Raw genomic sequence first — 17,260 nt, 5'->3', positions numbered from 1 at the left:
CGCCGACGCCTCAGTCCTTTTCCGAGGAGGCGTAAAGACCGAACCTTTTCGCAATTCGTATTGATGGCTGATTCATTCAAAGACTCCGACAGCCTGCCGCCTGTCCGCGACGACCGTGTCGCGCCGACTGCGGACCGTCTGCCGGAACGTCTGGGCAGTGAATCAGAAACACACCTTCCTCAACCATCAGATCGAAACTTTCTCGAAGAGCCTCCCACCGTTATTTCTTCCCGCAAGGGAAGTGCCCACGATTCGCATGGACGGCCCTATTCCGCAGTAGAGCTAACTCTGGGGCGAGAACTCGTCGGCCAAACGCTAGGACACTTTCAGCTCGATGCTTTCGTCGGGGCTGGCGGGATGGGGGCCGTTTTTCGAGGGCACGATACACAACTCAACCGCCGCGTTGCGATCAAAGTTCTATCAGGCGAGCACAACGCCAAAGAAGAAACGGTCCGGCGGTTTAAGAACGAGGCCCAAAGCGCTGCGAGATTAGATCACCCCAACATTGCCCGCGTTTATGCGGTCGGCGAGGACAAGGGGTGGAACTACATTGTTTTTGAATACATCGACGGCACCAATATCCGTGACGAAGTCGAACGTAACGGTCCGTTAGAGCTTGAGCTGGCGATTAGTTACCTGGTGCAGATTGCCGAAGCCCTAGACCATGCGATCATGCGCGATGTGGTTCATCGCGACATCAAGCCGTCGAATATCTTAATCGACGCCAAGCATCACGCTAAGCTTGTTGATATGGGGCTGGCTCGCTTGCATCAAGTGAACTCGCAAGATAGCGACCTGACTGCGTCTGGCATGACGCTGGGAACGTTCGACTACATCTCGCCAGAGCAAGCACGTGATCCCCGTAGTGCCGACGTGCGGAGCGACTTGTATTCGCTGGGCTGTACACTCTTTTTCATGTTAACTGGTCGTCCGCCGTTTCCTGAGGGAACGGTATTGCAAAAGCTGTTGAGTCATAGTGGCGAAGAGCCGCCAGATCCACGCGAGTTCCGGCCAGAGTTGCCGGAAGAAGTGGTTCATATTCTCAGCCGGTTGATGGCCAAGAATCCTAATGATCGTTATCAAATGCCGGGCGAGCTAATCGCAGCCGCGTTGGTGGTGATCGACGACCTGGGGTTGGCCGCTCCGCATGTTACCTCTGCTGTGTATCTGCCGACCAGCGAACAGCGGAACACCTTGCTAGAACGTCATTTGCCTTGGGCGATGCCGGTTGTCATTTTGCTGGCGATCTGTTTGGTCTCTGACGCGATTTGGTCTGCCCAAGACGATAGTTTTATTTGGCCTCCTTCCTACGTCAACGTTGCTGATTTACAGTCGATTGACGGTGAAGAGCAAGAACAAGGGAAGGGCAGATCATCCAAGCCGAATAGGGAAAGTGGGCCTGGAAATGTGATCCCAGTTGAATTGGAAGACGTCAAGCCGAAGCCAGAAAAAACGGCTTCTGTCGTCGATAGTACCTCGGTTAACAGCGCCGCCGGAAGTTCGAAGGCTTCCCTGCCGGCTCGCTCTCCGGAAGTAGTGTCGCCAGAAAAAACGAAGACGGCAACGATACCTTCTCCTGAGGCCAAGCCAGAAGAAACCAGGCCACCGCAGGCAGCTGTGGCAGCGAATGTGGTGGTCGTGCCGACCAACGTCGAGAGCTTATACGAAGCGATTACGATGGTTCAAGCCGATCCTTTGCTCGACACCATCGAACTTCGTTACAACGGCGAACGGCCAGCGCGACCGCTGCTTGTCGAAGATACCTCACTGACCATCCGAGCCGGAGTAGGCTACTCGCCGACGATCGTTTTCACGCCGCAAGACTACGAGCCAGAACTTTTAAACTGGATGATGCTGATCACCCGCGGCAGCGTCACGCTACAAAATATCAGCATCAAAATGTCGGTGCCGCCAGCTTCGACCCGTTCCTGGACTTTGTTCGAGATGGAGAATGCCAAGCAAGTGGTCTTGGCTGGCTGTCAGGTTACGATCGAACGTAATGATGAAAAGATGTTTCGAGAGGAAATGCGACGCGGGATCGCGGTGGTCTCGATCCGTTCTATGGCAATCGAGCCAGGCGTTTCTTCCACATTGGCAACCTCGCGATACAGCACGATTTCTATCCAAGATTCCCTGATCCGCGGCGAAGCGAGCATGATTCGTTCGAACGGTCAGCAGCCGCTGAATATCTTCTGCGACAATTGTTTGTTGGCCCTTTCAGGCAACCTACTCAATTCGACATCCACCACCATCGATAACGCGATGAGCGGGATGGTCAAGCTGACCTTCGACGGCTGCACGATCGACACCGGTGGAAGCATTATTCGGCGTGACGGGGCGAGTTGCATTCCGCTACGAATGACGATGAAGGATTCGATTGTCGCTTGGGGGCAAGCGAGTCCTTTGCTGAGTCAGCGTAGCAGCACCCAGACGACCGAAAAGATATTGAATTCGCTTGATTTTGGCGATGGTAATCTGAAATACAATGTTTACGAGATGAGCATGCCGACTCGCACGATGATGCAATTGACGTCGACGGCTCAAATGGGGGAATCGCAGACAATTGACTACGGGGAATGGAAATTGTTGTGGGACGACAACTTTTCCGAGCCGAGTAACTCGATATGGGCAACCCCAATATCGCCGCTGAAGCTCTATTCGTCGCGAACGCCACAAGACTATGTCTTGTTGAATGACTTGGCTAGGAATATTGCTTTGCGTCCTAGCCGGAGAAACGCGGGGACCAATTTCGAGGAACTCCCTTTCTGGCCGTTGCCCCTCCCTGGGGTCGGTCAAGCAAAGTCAGCGACCACAAATTGATCGAACATCGCTGATTATGCAGGTTGCCGCGTCGCACGAACGAACGTTAGAATCTTAACTTTCCTCGCCTACGCCGCTGACAGCGTGATTTGCCGCATGGAATTTCCGAACGCTTTTCGCATTTGCCTTCTTCTCAGTGCAGTTATGCCTTTGCTGGGTTGTAGTGGAGGCGCCTCGCTGCCTACCGACACATTGATCTACAGCCGTGGCGGGGATGCTAACGCGCTGGATCCGATCCACACCGATATTGGTGAAGCGGTCAAGGTGATGGTCAACATCTACGATACCTTGGTCGAATACGATGAGGATACACTCGATCTTGTTCCGTGCTTAGCAACCGAGTGGGAAGTGAGCGATGACGGCCGCGAGTGGACGTTCAAGCTACGGCCCGATGTGAAATTTCATGACGGTACGCCCCTGAACGCTGACGCGGTGGTGTACTCGTTCCAGCGGATCATCGATCCTGATCACCCGGATGTTCATAGCAACATCATCCCGTACTACTCGAACTACAAGCAAATTGAAAGTATTGAAGCAATCGATGACTTGACCGTGCGTTTCAAATTGAAAGAACCTCAGGCGACCTTTCTGGCCAACATGGCTTTGTTTGCTTCGGGGATTGTGAGCCCCACGGCCGTCAAGAAATATGGTGAAGATTTTACCCGGCATCCGGTCGGCACAGGCCCGTTCAAGTTTGTCCATTGGAAACCGGAACAAGAGATTTTGCTCGAACGCTTCGGCGATTACTGGGGCGAGCCTGCTGGGGTGGCAAGGGTTGTCTTTCTGCCGACCAAAGAAAGTTCGATTCGCGTGACCCAACTCGCCCGCAGCGAGATCCACATTGCCGACAACTTGCCCCCTGCAGAAATGGATAGTCTGCAAGATACCCCGGGAATCGTGGTTCAATCGACTTCGGGGATTAATGTCGGCTACTTGACTATGCAGACGAAGAAGCCCCCCTTAGATCAAGTGAAAGTGCGGCAAGCGATTACTCATGCAATCGATCGAGATCGTTTGATTGACGTTGCCTATTCGGGCAAGGCCGAGAAAGCTAAAACAATGGTCCCACCGACGCTTTGGGGGCATGGGGCTGGGGTGCCTGATATTACTTACGATCCCGAGTTAGCGAAGAAATTGCTTAAAGAAGCTGCCAAGGAAAACGGCTTTGAGTTGCCGGTCAAATTGCAGCTTTTCGTCATGGACCAACCACGTCCTTACATGCAACAGCCTCGACAAACGGCGATCTTTATCAAAGACTCGCTCGAGAAAGTTGGTTTCAAGATCGAGATTATCACCAACGATATCGGACAGCATTTTCCCCGCATGACCAGGGGAGAACACCAACTAGGACTAAGCGGCTGGAGCGCCGACATTGCCGACCCTCACAATTTTCTGCACACGTTACTACATTCGGACAACATCAACGAAATCGGCGGCAACAACCTGAGCCAATACCAAAACCCAGAGGTCGACAAGCTACTGGCCAAAGCGGAACTGGAACTCGATCAGGAAAAACGAATCGAATTGTACGAGCAGGCTCAGCTTTTGATTTATGAAGATGCCCCGGTGCTGCCGCTGGTGCATGTGCCGGTGCGAATTGCCCAACGCGATAGCGTAAAGGGGTACAAGTTGCATCCTTCTTCGCGAGTGCGGCTGAAGACCGCTCGGATCGAAGGAGCACCATAGCCGTGTGGAGCATGATTCTTTCGCGGCTGCTGCAAGCCGTCGTAACCATGTTGATCGCTGTTTTGGCCGTATTTGTTGCTGTGCGTGTCTTGCCAGCCAACCCGGTGATCGCTCAGTTTGGTCAGCACGCAGTGCCAGAGAAAATTGAGCTAGAGATGGCCGAACGGGGATGGAACGATCCTATCTGGAAACAGGCGATTCGTTTTGTTGGCCAATTAGCCCAGGGGAATTTAGGCGAATCGTTTGCACGGCATGGCGAGAAGATCAGTACGCGGCTGAGTCACGCGGTTCCAGCCACCATTGAACTGGCTGTCGCGGCCATGATGATCGCCGTTCCGTTGGGAATTAGTATCGGAATTGTTGCGGCCTTATGGCGAAATCGCTGGCCAGATTGGATCTCGATGGGGCTGGCACTGATTGGTGTGAGCGTGCCGGTCTTTTTTCTCGCGATCTGCTTGATCGTGCTGTTCCCAAACATGCCAAGCGGTTTTCGCTTGCCTCCTGGAACACAGCACAGCATGTCGACCGACTTCTATTTTTTGGAGTCATTGTTTACCGGACAGTGGTCGATCACGGCCAAGTGTATCCGTCATTTAATTCTGCCCGCGACGGCCCTGGCAACAATTCCATTGGCGGTCATTTCGCGGATTACTCGGAACAGTATGCTCGAAGTCTTAGACTCCGATTATCTACGCACCGCCCGCGCGAAAGGGGCCAGCTTGTTCCGGATGGTGTTGCGGCATGCGTTTCCAAACGCCTCGCTCTCGGTGATGAATATTGTCGGCTTTCAGCTTGGTATGTTACTGACCGGGGCGATCCTTACCGAAACCGTTTTCAACTGGCCAGGCCTTGGGCGATACGTGGTCGATGCGATTCGCGATTACGATTATGCCGTGGTCCAAGCGTGTGCGCTGGTTATTTCAGCGATCTTTGTGACGTTGAACTTGGTGCTTGACGTGTTATTCCTAGTTCTCGATCCACGTTTGCGCGAGGGGAATCGAAGTTGAGTACCGCATCCATCACGGAAGTGGGCGCTCCTCCGGCAGCTCCTTCTTTTTGCACTCGTCTATTTCGTGTCCCTGGCATTTGGATTGGGGGCGTGCTGATTTTTCTGTTCGTCTTTTCGGCCCTATTCGCCGATGTCATTTCGCCTTATAGTCCCGACGCGCGGGACGGACAGAATCAACCTCCTAGTTATGCCCATTGGTTGGGAACCGATTCCAACGAAAAAGATGTGCTGACGCGTGTGCTGCATGGTTCCCGTTTGTCGTTGCTTGCCAGTATCACTTCGATTACGTGTGCGGTGGTAATTGGCGTGGGCCTGGGCATGTTGGCCGGTTACAACGGAGGGCGTATCGATATGTTGGTCATGCGACTGATCGATATTTGGCTTTCCTTCCCCAGCTTGTTGATCGCCTTTTTAGTGATTGCGGCCCTGCACCCCGGCTGGCCGGCGGTGATTATCGCGGTGGCGTTGATTAATGTGCCTGTTTTCGCGCGGCAGGTTCGCGCCGAGATGCTTTCGCTGAAGCATGCCGCCTACGCAGAGGCAGCGATTGCCGCAGGGGCAACGCCGTTTTACATGGTTCTATTTGTGTTTTTGCCAGCAGTTACCGGGACAATTTGGGTTTTAGCAACGTTGGGGCTGGGGCATGCTATCCTCGAAGTGGCTGGGCTTTCCTTTCTGGGAATTGCAGGTGATCCTTCCCACGCAGAATGGGGGGCAATGCTTGTCGAGGCGAAAGAGTATTTGCACGTCACGATTTGGCCAGCACTAGCTCCTGGCATCGCAATTTCGTTGACAATCCTCGGTTTCAACCTTTTTGGAGACGGCCTGCGAGAGGTCTTAAACCGGCGTTCGCAAAGCAGTTAGTAGGCTTCGGTGGTAAGAGGGAACCGGAGAAAAGAGAGTCTGGCGTGAACTCCTGCCCCTCGGAAGCGTACTAAAAAAGCCGGAATATGAGCCGTAATTTGATGATATCGAGAATGGAGGTGCTAGTTTCGTCCAATCCTCCATGGGATTGCTTGACATGCTAATATAAGCAAGTTTAACTATTAAGGTAGCTTAGGGGCTACTGAATCACGATCTTCCCGCTGTCGATTATCCCACCTGCGACGGCATAGACACCATCGGAATCTACTGCGGGAGTATTTTGCTTGGAGAAGACTTTCATGAAGAGAATTGTGCTGTGCCTAGTGGCGGTTGTTGCTGCCTCGTCGATTTCTGTCCAATCTGCCTTCGCCGTCAAGGCTTTTGGCGAAGCGTTTGCTGAACGATACAATCTGATCGAACCAAAAACCGATGCAGAAAAATCGTTGGCCGCCGCCGTCAAGGAAGCCAAATGCACGCTTTGCCACGGCGAGAAGAGCAAGAAGGTCCGCAACGAATACGGACAAGCCCTCGCTGAGCTGCTAGATAAGTCAGATTACGGCGCTAAGCGACGTAAGGACGAGCCAGAAGCAGTTCAAAAAGAACTGTTTGAAGCATTCGACAAAGTGGCCAAAGAAAAGTCGGAGTCGGGCCAAACGTTTGGCGAAAAGATCGCCGAAGGCAAGCTGCCGGCTGCCGAAGGTACCGACTCGAAAGAAGACGAAGACTAGGTCGACTTCGATCGTGTTGAATGATAAATCAAAAAGCCCCGCCATTTGGCGGGGCTTTTTTAATTGAGCGTTTTCAGTTTTGGTCGGGCTTTACTTCACACGAATGCGAATGGACGTTTCAAACGTGTCGCCGCTGGCTAACACCCGTAAGCCACCATCGTAGCCCTGACGCCGCAGTTGAAAGGCATCGGGGATGCAAGTGTAGGGTTCGATGCAAAACGCCTCGCGATGGCCTGGGTTGTACAGCACGACCGAGTCAAACTGATCGTCAAATTGCTGCTCAATCGTGCGGCCTGATGCCGGATCGTGGATGGAAGTCGTGCAGAGACCATCTTCGCATTCGAGCCCGCCAAAGCCGTTATCGAACTGGGTTTCTTTGAAGAGCATGGGTTGGAAAGGATCGGTGTCGCGGTTGAATTGGTTGCCGCTGGCCAATTGATCCTTGAATTCCCACTCAAACGTATACGGCACCACAATTTCACACGCATCGGCTGAGGCACCCCCGATCGGCACCCGGAAATAAGGATGCGTCCCAAAGCCAAACGGCAGCGGCTTAGCCGAGGGGTTCTCGATGCAATAGCTGCCGGTCAGGGTGGCGTTGGAGATTTCGTAAGTCGCGGTGACTTTGAAATCGGTAGGCCATTGCTCAAGCAGGGTGGCATCGTCTTGCGCGGCTTGGAATTCGGCAGTGACCTTCGACTCGGTTTGCTCGGTCACTCGCCAAGCACGGTTCATAACAAAACCGTGGATGGCATTGCCGCGTCCATCCCCTTCCGGGATTTCAAACTGGCGGTCTTCCCAACTGAGACGTGTTCCTTTGATTCGTCCAGGAAACGGAAAAAGCAAAGGGATGCCGCTGCTGGAAGGGCGGGCTGTCCCGTCGGCAAAGTCTGGGGCCGACCACAGCACGTCAATTGCTTGGTCTTCGATCTTCGCGAGGAACTCGAAGCAATTGAAACCGAACGTTGGGGCTATCTTGGCGGACGAGCCAGATTCTTCGTCGCGAATTTCGATGACTTCCAAAGCCATGTTGTGAATCTTCCAGATTGAGGGATCAGGAGAACACCAATTAAACCCCGCCACGGCTTAACAGCATGGCGGCAGTCATCAGTAGAATGGTTCCCCCCAGGACCATCGCGGCCTGATGGGCTTTTTTGGCTTCGCGCTCGAAGAATGCCAGGCTGGCCAATAAGTTCATCAACCAGAGTGCCATTCCCACGCCAATCGCAAAAAAGGCCGTACAAAGGGGATCACCGCCCATCAAACGCGATTGTTGGCCTGAATTCAAGGAGGTAGTGAGCATAAAACCGACGGGAATTTGCAAAACAGTAGCGACCAGCGCGATTGTAAAGGCCGCTCCGGCAGTCGACTCCCGCTGCTCGGCCGGTAATCGCTTCAAGCAAAACATCCCGGTTAGCAACCCGCTGACGGCGAACGAGGCGAACCAAAAATGGAGCGTAAACCAAATCACTTCACTTTGAGCAAGCAACGAACGGAACTCGCGAGAGTCAACCGGCGGTTCGACCGTTACCTCGCCGCGGGCCATCATCCCCACAATGGTGAAAAGCGTCGGAAAGTGATACAGCAGGTTCGTCGCCGCCAAGATCGCTAACAGACGAGAGACAATCCGCTGCCAGCGAGCTGTGCGTTTGCCGTACTGCCACCAAGCGACGTAGATTATCAGGCAAACTGCCGAAAAAATGATTTCCAACAAGCCGTAAAGGACTTTGGAATCCCACACATACGACAGCGCGGTAAAGTAGGCTTGGTCTCCTTCTAGCCAAATGAGCCCCCCCTGGGCCACCCCGAGCAAAATTCCCAGACCAAAGGCAACCAGAGAACTCCAACCGATCAAGCGGCCAATCCTGGCGACCTCAGGCTGATCGCGGCGGAGCGAACGTATGTCGAGCCAGATCGCCAACAAGGGACCAACGGCTGCCAGATTCATCAGAAACAAATGCAGCGAGAGTAAAAGAATCCGCAGCCAGATCAAAAGGGGACTCCAAGCGATAGATAAGAGGTGGATGGTCCTTTGGTTATAGTCGCTCTTCGCGAACATCGATGATCAAATCGTGCGCCAAGATAACGGTTTTCTCAAGCCAGCTGCTCGAAAATCGTTCCTTCCGGCAAGATTAAGCCAGTCGATCTTGTCCCCACCACGCCTCCCCAACCCCCAATCAGGTAGGAATTCAGCGACGTAAATCCTTTTCTGCCCATAAGAAGCGACCATATTTCAAAGCCCCCATGTTGACGATTGGAAGCGCCGATTGGTAAATTGTGCGATTCCCGGGCGATTAGCTCAGTTGGTTAGAGCGCTTGCCTTACAAGCAAGATGTCGGGGGTTCGAGTCCCTCATCGCCCACTCTTCTTAACCCGTAACTTTTTTAAGTTACGGGTATTTCTATGCGCTGGTTGTTTTCTGAAGGAATGCCTGACATGGACGAACGCGAAGAACTGTTGAACGAAGCGTTGGAAGAAAACGCAGTCGAATCGATGGACGAGCTTGTCGAGCGGTTTGGGCCAGAGAGCTACGGAAATCACGAGGCGGTCGACCGTATCTATCTGGCCGAATCGAACTGGAGCCAGCATGTCTCGAGCCATCCTTCGATCTTGCTAGACGCGGCAGCGTTCGAGAAAGCATTGAAAATCAGCGAATTGATGGCCGAGCTTTACCAGCACATGAGTGAAAAAGAGTAAGACTGGCGAGGGCGTGGTTTTCTAGAGCCGGGCTTAATGGCAACATTTCCGGTTCTTAATCCGCGCCCTGACTGGTTGACTGGCCTCGCTGCGCAATTCTAGCGATTGTTCTCTTTATCGCGGTCAGCTTGGTGATCGACGTGCGTTAGATCAACCACTGCGAAGTCGGCAGCCGCTACACTGCGCGCTGCTTGACCTAGGTTTGAAGGTTGTTCTCTTTCCGTCTACAAGCGTGTAGGCGTTGCCCATTTTGCCAGTTTTGCTCTGCCTAGGGTCTTGCTCATGAACCTTCTTGTCCGTCGCTTGTTTTGGATTTCCTTCGCTGTGTGCGGAACAGTTAGCTTGGTTTGGGGGCACGATGTCGGCGAGGGGGATCTCAAGGTTACCGTTCTCGCCAAATCAAGTGATGCGTGGGACGACAAGCCGCTGCCTCATTACCCTACCGGGCAGCCGGAAATTACCGTGCTGAAGATCATCATTCCGGAAGGGAAGAAAACGCCGCTGCATTTCCATAGCGTGATCAACGCCGCCGTTCTGCTGAAGGGAGAGGTCGACGTTCACATGCCCGCTGGGGAGACGAAGAAACTCAAAGCAGGCGAGTCCTTGATCGAAGTGGTCGATAAAGCTCATTGGGGCGAAAACGTCGGCCAAGGGGACGCTGAGTTCCTCGTGTTTTATGCCGGTGAAAAGGGAGAGAAAATCACCCATGTCTTGCACGGCGACGAAACGCCAGAAGCTGTCCTGCAAGAAGCGAATCGCTAAGCCGACAGCTCGCAAATCGATTGGCGCTATTTAGCGAAAGATTACCAGTTCTTCCAGGACGTGCCGATCGTACTGAATCGCCTACCCTCCTGCAGTCCAAGCGGGATGCCTGTTATGTTAGAACCGTTCTTGATTTCGCGGGAGCCACGCACTGTTGCGTAGGCTGGCCTGCAAGTCACAAACGGCTCGAAAGCCCACCAAAAGTTGGGCAGGCAAAGCGATAGGGTGCGAGTATGGCGATGACCCCAATGATGCAGCAGTACCACGAAGCAAAGAATGCTTGTGGCGATGCGATCCTGCTGTTTCGCATGGGCGACTTCTACGAACTGTTCAATGACGATGCGGTCACGGCTTCCAAGATTTTGGGCATGACCCTCACCAGCCGCGACAAAGGAGAGAACGCCACCCCAATGGCGGGTTTTCCCCATCATCAGTTGGATTCCTACCTAGCGAAGCTAATCCAGCAAGGGTATCGGGTTGGCATCTGTGACCAAGTAGAAGATCCGAAGCAGGCCAAGGGGATCGTTAAACGCGAGATAACTCGCATCCTTTCTCCCGGCACGCTGACGGATGATTCACTGCTTAGCCCGAAGGAAAGCAACTATTTGGCCGCCGTTCTCTGCGAAGGTGATCAGGCCGGAATTAGTTGGATTGAGCTTTCCACAGGTCGGTTTTTGGCGGGCGTTTTTAGTGCTGCTCGTTTGTCCGACGAACTAGCTCGTATCGCGCCTTCGGAATGCTTGCTGTCGGAAGGAACCAATGCCCTCCCCAAGCACACCAACGGACAGTTTCTGCACACGCAGCGGCCAGCTTGGGCCTTTGGTGGCAAAGCGGCGGACGAGAAGCTGACCAAGCACTTCGAGGTGAAAAGCCTGGATGGCTTCGGCTTCGAGGATACCGATCGGCTAGCGATTCGCGCCGCTGGGGCCATTCTCGACTACTTACAGGAAACTCAGCGTGGCTCGCTAGATCACGTGCAAACGTTGATCCCATATCGCCAAACCAACGCCGTCGAGATCGACGAATCGACGCGACGGTCACTAGAACTCACCCGCACGATTCGAGATCAACGCCGCGAGGGAACTCTTATCTCGGTGCTCGACCGTTGCCGTACGCCGATGGGGAGCCGGCTGATGGCCGAGTGGCTGGCGAGTCCCTTGGCGGATGTCGCCCAAATTCAGCAGCGACACGATGCCGTCGAAGAATTGAAGAACGACTTACCCCTTTCCGAGTCGTTGGGTGAGGCTTTGGCTGGTGTATATGATCTGCAGCGGCTGCTAACGCGCGTGACGACAGGCCGTGCGAGCCCGCGTGATTTGAGTTTTGTGGGGCGCACGCTCTCGAAGTTACCACGCATCAAAGCGAAAGTGACTTCGCGGAAGAGCAAGCTTTTGTGCGAGATTGAAAGCCAGATCGATCTATGCCCAGAGGTTCATGACAAACTGGCGGCAGCGTTGATTGAAGATTGCCCGCTAACGACTGCAGACGGTGGTTACATCCAAGATGGCTACAACGCCAAGCTGGACGAACTGCGTGGCTTGGCCGCTGGCGGAAAGCAGTGGATCGCTAACTACCAGGCCGAAGAAAGCAAGAAGTCGGGCATTGCCAACATGAAAGTTGGCTTCAACAAAGTGTTCGGCTATTACATCGAAATTACGAACACCCACCGCGATAAGGTTCCCACTTATTTCCATCGCAAGCAAACGTTGAAGAATGCCGAGCGGTACATTACGCCTGAGTTAAAAGAGTACGAAGAGAAGGTTCTCAGCGCCGACGAGAAGGCGAAGTCGCTAGAGTATGACTTGTTCGCGGAACTCCGCGACCTGGTGCAATCCGCCGCCGATCGGCTCCGGCAAACGGCGACCGCTTTGGCACAGCTCGATGCGCTGGTATCTCTAGGCAACCTGGCCCGCGATCGCAATTACTGTCGTCCGAAGATGGATGACGGGGCGGAACTCGCGATTGTGGATGGGCGTCACCCGGTGCTCGACGTGACGGAAGAAGCGGGCACGTTTATTCCCAACGATACGATGCTGGGGGGCGAGGCGGAAGACTTCGTGGCGATTATCACCGGGCCGAACATGGCGGGTAAAAGTACCTACATTCGCCAAGTCGGGCTGATCGCGATCATGGCGCAAATCGGCAGCTTCGTACCCGCACGGGAAGCGACCATTGGCGTGGTCGACCGCGTGTTTGCCCGAGTGGGGGCAAGCGACGAACTTTCACGCGGGCAAAGTACGTTCATGGTCGAAATGACCGAGACCGCCCGAATTTTGAACACAGCGACCGCCAAGAGCCTGGTAATTCTGGACGAAATTGGCCGAGGCACCAGTACCTACGACGGCGTCTCGTTAGCCTGGTCGATTGTTGAATACATTCACGATCGGATCGGTTGCCGCACGTTGTTTGCCACGCACTATCATGAACTGGCCGACCTGTCGCAGTCGCTCGATCACGTGATGAATTTAAACGTGGCAGTGAAGGAATGGGACGACAAGATTATCTTCCTGCACAAGATTGTCGCTGGGGCGGCTGACAAGAGCTACGGGATTTACGTGGCTCGCCTGGCAGGCATTCCGCACGATGTCAACGAACGAGCCAAGCAGATCTTGGCTCAGCTTGAACAAGAGCATCTCGACCTCGAAGGCCAGTCGAAGATTCGACCCAAGCGAGATCGTCATCCCAAATCCGACTTACAGTTGACGCTGTTCGGACCGAGCGAGCACCCAGTGGTCGAAGAGATCCGCCAGGCCGATTTAAGTGGCATGACGCCACTGGACGCTTTTCAAAAGCTGATCCAGTGGCAGAGTGACCTGAGGAAGAAAGCCGAGTAACTACTTGGATGCCGTTACTCGGTGGGTTGGCAGCTTGGCACCCGTTTCTTTGCGCCAGGCTTCCAGCTTCGCATGCAGCTTCTTCACAAGTTCGGGATGCTGATCGGCCACATTGTGCTGTTCGCCGATGTCATCACTCAGGTTGTAAAGTTCTAGGTGACCATCTTCGTAAAACTCGGCCAGCTTCCATTCTCCTTCGCGCACGGCAGCCGAGGGAGAACCCCCTTGATTGCCATAGTGGGGATAGTGCCAGAAGATTGGGCCACGGTCGATCGATTTGCCTTGCAGCACCGGGGCGAAGCTCATGCCGTCGATCGTTAAACCTGGAGGGACTTCGATACCCGCAATTTCCAGCATCGTAGGGAAGAAGTCGACACTGCTCACATATTGCTCGCTGACGCTGTCGGCGTGAGTGACGCCTGGCCAACGGACGATCATCGGTTCGCGAATGCCCCCTTCGTAGATCCAGCCTTTGCCGGCACGTAAGGGAAGGTTACTCGTCGGGTGTCCTTCTGAGGTGGAGAGCCCGCCGTTATCGGACATGAAGATGACAACGGTGTTGTCTCGCAGACCCAGGTCGTCGACTGCCGTTAAAACTTTACCGACCGCTTGATCCATCGCTTCGACCATGCCGGCATACACCGCGTGTTCCTGCACGAGGCGAACTTTACGTTCCCCTTCGTCACCCCAAATCTCACCATGCTTTAAGGTCTTCTTCTTTTCAAGATACTTCTGCTTCAGGTCTTCTCGCGACATGAGCGGCGTGTGGACAGAGTAGAAGGAAAGGTAAGCCAAAAAAGGCTCGTCCTTATGCTCGGTCATAAACTTGACCGTTTCCGATGCCAGGCGATCTGGCAAGTGTTCGCCAGCGGGGCCATTTTCCAGCCGAGGGTTGCCGTAAGGGGAAAAATACTTCTTGCCTCCATACGGGCCGCCGCGGTCGATGCCCCCTTGGTTGACGTCGAAGCCTTGGTGCTCTGGGAAGAACTTCTCGCTGCCAAGGTGCCACTTGCCGGCAAAGAAGGTGGCGTAGCCGTTTTGTTTTAGGACTTCGGCAATCGTGACTTCATCTAGGGCAAGCTGCATTTCGTAATTGGCCGGCAGCATAGTCGTCTTGCGTTTCCAGCCTTCCGGCTGTGGGGCGCCGATGTAATCGGTGATACCGGTCCGGGTCGGGTAGCGGCCGGTCATGATGCTCGCTCGCGTGGGAGAGCACACCTGGCAAGCTGCGTAGGCGTTGGTGAAACGCAAACCAGTCGCTGCTAAGCGATCGACGTTTGGGGTTTCGTAAAAAGAACTGCCGTAAACACCAATATCGGTCCAGCCGAGGTCATCCACCAGAAAGAACACAAAGTTCGGTTTACGCTCGGCCGCCTGGGTAGCGGTTGAGAATAAAGGGGAAGTTAGCAAAGCAAGCAAGAGAAGAAGCGTACGCATAAGGATGGGCCGTCCTCAGGGGTGGGTGTGAAAGAGGAAGCCCCATTTTGGCTGACATGACGTACGGCGTCAAACTTTCGTGGCCTCTGCCGAGTAGGAAGAGGCCACCCGCCGGCATGACTGCCTAACGCAAGCGATATGGTTTCGGATCGACATGCGGTTCAAGTTTGTCAAGTAACTCCCAGGCCAGCTTGCCGGTGGCAGCTCCCATCGAAAGTCCTAACATGCCGTGTCCAGCCGTCATGATCACGTTACCGTACTTCGGGGCGAAATCGATGTAAGGTAGATCGTCTGGGGTCATCGGACGCCAGCCATGCCACTCTTCGTAGGTTTCGTCGGTGAAAGGCTCTTTCAGATACAGCTTGGCGCCCTTCTTGAGTAGCCCTAGACGCTTTTGATTGATGCTGGCATCATAGCCGCCAAATTCCATCGTCGAGCCGAGGCGATACCCGTCGTTGAAAGGGGTGACTCCGACGCGGCTTTCTTCCAAGAGCATCGGAATCTTGGGACAGATTTCCGGTCGGGCCATCGTGATCGAGTAACCCTTGCCTGGCTGAATGCGAAGCGTGCAACCCAGTTCGCGGTTGAAGAAAGGGCTCCAAGAACCGGTTGCCAAAACATAGCGATCCGCCGCAATCTCGCCTTGATCGGTTTGAATGGCGCGGAGCTTGTTTCCTTCGCCATGCATGGCGGTGACTTTGTGCTGTTCCAGAATCTTGACGCCTAGCCGTTCTAATACCGTTCGCCATGAGCTAAGCAGGCGATCGGGACGAAGGTGCGCGTCGTTTTCGTAATGCCATGCTCCATGAACATCGTCTTTTAAGGCGGGCTCTAGTTTTTGCAGGCCACCATCGGTGTATGGAACCGCCGGCAGATCGAATTCTTTCGCCAGCCAATCGTTGATTGGAGCAAACTCGTCAAAGTGGTGCTTCTCGCGAAAAACAAACAACAAGCCCCGTTTTTCCCAGTTGCAATCGAGTTGCTCGGTTTCGATAAGTGTTTCATACAACCGCCGCGACGAATGCAGCAACGCGTGCTTGCCGCGGGCGGCATGCTTCATTTGAGTTTCGTTGCAGTTCCACCAAAAGCGAAGCAGGAAGCTCCACAACGCTGGCGAGAAGCGGGGACGGATATAAAACGGCGAATCGCTGCTAAGCATCGACTTCATTGTGGGACCGATCAGACCTGGCATGGGGATCGGTGGGACGTGGCTAGGCGAAATGTAGCCGCAATTCGCATGCGAGCAGGCTCCGCCGTGGCGTCCTTGATCGACAATCGTTACTTCGTGCCCGGCTTTGGCCAAATAATAGGCCGCCGCTGTTCCGACGACTCCGCCGCCGATCACAAGGGTGTGGGTACTCAAGATGAACTTCTTTCCGAGTCAGTAGTCAGAGCCGCATAGGTGCGAAAAGGGAATTCTAGCTTTCCCCCAAGTTGTGTCGAAAGCCGAAAGTGAGGGGGTCGATCGGATCGATCACCACTTTCGTCTCGGCCGTCACAAACGCTTCCCCCATGATGCGAGGGATAATCTTGTCGCCGCTTGTCTGGTAGGTGCCTTCGAAGACGCTGCCGGTGACCGATTCCTGGCGCCAAGTATCGCCGGGGGCCAGCTTGCCGTCAGCGGCTAGGCAAGCCAGCTTGGCACTGGTGCCGGTGCCACACGGCGAGCGATCGTACTCGCCACCCGGGCAATAAACATAATTCACCGCATCGGCGTCTTCACGGTTAGGGGGACCGATGAGCTCGATATGGTCGATGATGCCACCATCGGCTCCAAAGACCCTCTCCTGGTCAAGCGCCTGGCGAATTTCTCGACTGCATTGTTGCAACTGGTCGAGGTTGAGCATCGAGATATCTAAACCGTGATCGTTGCACAGGTAAAACCAATTGCCGCCAAAGGCGATGTCTCCGGTTACTTCGCCGAAGCTAGGCGTTTGGATGGCGACCGACTGGCGATAGCGATGACTGGGGACATTGGAAAAAGAAACGCGATTGTCCTCGTGCAGTGTGAAGACAACATCCCCGGCGATGGTTTCCAGCAAATGATCCCCCGGCGAAATGTTTCCGAGGTAAGCCAAGGTTGCTGCGACGCCAATGGTTCCGTGGCCACACATGCCTAAGTAGCCGACATTGTTGAAAAAGACGACGCGGGCCACCGCTTCCGAATTGTGGGGCTGCAGCAGCAAAGCCCCAACCATCGCCTCGTAGCCTCGTGGCTCATGGGTAAGAGCGGTTCGAATCCAATCGTGCTCCGATTGCAGTTCGGCTATCTGCTGGTCAATTGTCTCACCAGCGAGAGGTGGAGTACCACCAAGTACCGTTCGGGTAGGTTCCCCCCCAGTGTGGGAGTCGATTACGCTCAGCTCAATTCGATCAGTTGGCAAAGGCATGCTGCAGTTCCCAGATAGCAGAAGCAAAGCAGT

General features: G+C 54.2%; 13 protein-coding genes and 1 tRNA gene. 9 read left to right on the top strand and 5 right to left on the bottom strand.

Going from position 1 to position 17,260, the window contains the following annotated elements; all coding sequences use genetic code 11:
- Window positions 1-63: 63 nt before the first annotated feature.
- From DTL42_RS05475 to DTL42_RS05455, 5 genes are all read left to right on the top strand, one after another.
- Window positions 64-2,820: a serine/threonine-protein kinase gene (locus tag DTL42_RS05475; protein ID WP_114367649.1), complete on the top strand. Its 2,757-nt coding sequence runs from the start codon at window positions 64-66 to the stop codon at window positions 2,818-2,820.
- 144 nt (window positions 2,821-2,964) lie between these two features.
- Window positions 2,965-4,506, top strand: a complete 1,542-nt coding sequence (locus DTL42_RS05470; protein ID WP_234824081.1) for an ABC transporter substrate-binding protein — start codon at window positions 2,965-2,967, stop codon at window positions 4,504-4,506.
- 11 nt (window positions 4,507-4,517) lie between these two features.
- Window positions 4,518-5,513: an ABC transporter permease gene (locus DTL42_RS05465; protein ID WP_234824106.1), complete on the top strand. Its 996-nt coding sequence runs from the start codon at window positions 4,518-4,520 to the stop codon at window positions 5,511-5,513.
- The gene (locus DTL42_RS05460) at window positions 5,510-6,379 is read left to right on the top strand and encodes an ABC transporter permease (protein ID WP_234824080.1); all 870 of its coding nucleotides are present in this window, start codon (window positions 5,510-5,512) and stop codon (window positions 6,377-6,379) included. The genes DTL42_RS05465 and DTL42_RS05460 overlap by 4 nt, the downstream gene beginning before the upstream one ends.
- 299 nt (window positions 6,380-6,678) lie before the next feature.
- Window positions 6,679-7,107 carry a hypothetical protein gene (locus DTL42_RS05455; protein ID WP_114367648.1) on the top strand — a complete coding sequence of 143 codons (429 nt, stop codon included), beginning with the start codon at window positions 6,679-6,681 and terminating at the stop codon, window positions 7,105-7,107.
- Between the two features lie 90 nt (window positions 7,108-7,197).
- Here DTL42_RS05455 and DTL42_RS05450 read toward each other — a convergent pair whose 3' ends face one another.
- Window positions 7,198-8,136 (bottom strand): aldose 1-epimerase, encoded by a 939-nt coding sequence (locus DTL42_RS05450; protein WP_114367647.1) that lies wholly within the window; start codon window positions 8,134-8,136, stop codon window positions 7,198-7,200.
- Between the two features lie 40 nt (window positions 8,137-8,176).
- Complete coding sequence (locus DTL42_RS05445) at window positions 8,177-9,166, bottom strand: hypothetical protein (RefSeq protein WP_158545243.1); 990 nt, start codon at window positions 9,164-9,166, stop codon at window positions 8,177-8,179.
- Between the two features lie 229 nt (window positions 9,167-9,395).
- Between DTL42_RS05445 and DTL42_RS05440 the strand changes: the two genes are divergently transcribed.
- The 4 genes from DTL42_RS05440 (at window position 9,396) to mutS (ending at window position 13,400) form a co-directional block, all read left to right on the top strand.
- A tRNA-Val gene (locus DTL42_RS05440) sits at window positions 9,396-9,469 on the top strand.
- Between the two features lie 74 nt (window positions 9,470-9,543).
- On the top strand, window positions 9,544-9,804 hold the full coding sequence (locus DTL42_RS05435; protein WP_114367645.1) for a hypothetical protein: 261 nt from the start codon (window positions 9,544-9,546) through the stop codon (window positions 9,802-9,804).
- 282 nt (window positions 9,805-10,086) lie between these two features.
- Window positions 10,087-10,566 carry a cupin domain-containing protein gene (locus DTL42_RS05430; protein ID WP_114367644.1) on the top strand — a complete coding sequence of 160 codons (480 nt, stop codon included), beginning with the start codon at window positions 10,087-10,089 and terminating at the stop codon, window positions 10,564-10,566.
- Between the two features lie 239 nt (window positions 10,567-10,805).
- Window positions 10,806-13,400, top strand: a complete 2,595-nt coding sequence (mutS, locus tag DTL42_RS05425) for a DNA mismatch repair protein MutS (RefSeq protein WP_114368013.1) — start codon at window positions 10,806-10,808, stop codon at window positions 13,398-13,400.
- On the opposite strand, the gene DTL42_RS05420 is transcribed toward mutS, so the two are convergent.
- The 3 genes from DTL42_RS05420 to DTL42_RS05410 all read right to left on the bottom strand — a co-directional run bounded on the left by DTL42_RS05420 (window position 13,401) and on the right by DTL42_RS05410 (window position 17,227).
- Window positions 13,401-14,837 (bottom strand): sulfatase, encoded by a 1,437-nt coding sequence (locus tag DTL42_RS05420; protein ID WP_114367643.1) that lies wholly within the window; start codon window positions 14,835-14,837, stop codon window positions 13,401-13,403. It abuts the gene before it with no gap.
- A 124-nt stretch (window positions 14,838-14,961) separates the two neighbouring features.
- Window positions 14,962-16,200: an NAD(P)/FAD-dependent oxidoreductase gene (locus DTL42_RS05415; protein WP_114367642.1), complete on the bottom strand. Its 1,239-nt coding sequence runs from the start codon at window positions 16,198-16,200 to the stop codon at window positions 14,962-14,964.
- Window positions 16,201-16,255: 55 nt separating this feature from the next.
- Window positions 16,256-17,227, bottom strand: coding sequence for a proline racemase family protein (locus tag DTL42_RS05410; RefSeq protein ID WP_114367641.1), 972 nt, complete (start codon window positions 17,225-17,227; stop codon window positions 16,256-16,258).
- Window positions 17,228-17,260 lie beyond the last annotated feature (33 nt).

Origin of the sequence: Bremerella cremea, assembly GCF_003335505.1 — a bacterium.
Taxonomy (GTDB): Bacteria; Planctomycetota; Planctomycetia; order Pirellulales; family Pirellulaceae; genus Bremerella; species Bremerella cremea_A.
This window is presented reverse-complemented; position numbering and strand designations above follow the sequence as displayed.

What these genes read in the sequence shown, in the direction of transcription:
- DTL42_RS05430 (WP_114367644.1), top strand. Translation starts at nt 10,087, where the DNA reads ATGAACCTTCTTGTCCGTCGCTTGTTTTGGATTTCCTTCGCTGTGTGC.
- DTL42_RS05435 (WP_114367645.1), top strand. Translation starts at nt 9,544, where the DNA reads ATGGACGAACGCGAAGAACTGTTGAACGAAGCGTTGGAAGAAAACGCA.
- DTL42_RS05445 (WP_158545243.1), bottom strand. Translation starts at nt 9,166, where the DNA reads ATGTTCGCGAAGAGCGACTATAACCAAAGGACCATCCACCTCTTATCT.
- DTL42_RS05450 (WP_114367647.1), bottom strand. Translation starts at nt 8,136, where the DNA reads ATGGCTTTGGAAGTCATCGAAATTCGCGACGAAGAATCTGGCTCGTCC.
- DTL42_RS05420 (WP_114367643.1), bottom strand. Translation starts at nt 14,837, where the DNA reads ATGCGTACGCTTCTTCTCTTGCTTGCTTTGCTAACTTCCCCTTTATTC.
- DTL42_RS05465 (WP_234824106.1), top strand. Translation starts at nt 4,518, where the DNA reads ATGATTCTTTCGCGGCTGCTGCAAGCCGTCGTAACCATGTTGATCGCT.
- mutS (WP_114368013.1), top strand. Translation starts at nt 10,806, where the DNA reads ATGACCCCAATGATGCAGCAGTACCACGAAGCAAAGAATGCTTGTGGC.
- DTL42_RS05475 (WP_114367649.1), top strand. Translation starts at nt 64, where the DNA reads ATGGCTGATTCATTCAAAGACTCCGACAGCCTGCCGCCTGTCCGCGAC.
- DTL42_RS05410 (WP_114367641.1), bottom strand. Translation starts at nt 17,227, where the DNA reads ATGCCTTTGCCAACTGATCGAATTGAGCTGAGCGTAATCGACTCCCAC.
- DTL42_RS05455 (WP_114367648.1), top strand. Translation starts at nt 6,679, where the DNA reads ATGAAGAGAATTGTGCTGTGCCTAGTGGCGGTTGTTGCTGCCTCGTCG.
- DTL42_RS05470 (WP_234824081.1), top strand. Translation starts at nt 2,965, where the DNA reads ATGCCTTTGCTGGGTTGTAGTGGAGGCGCCTCGCTGCCTACCGACACA.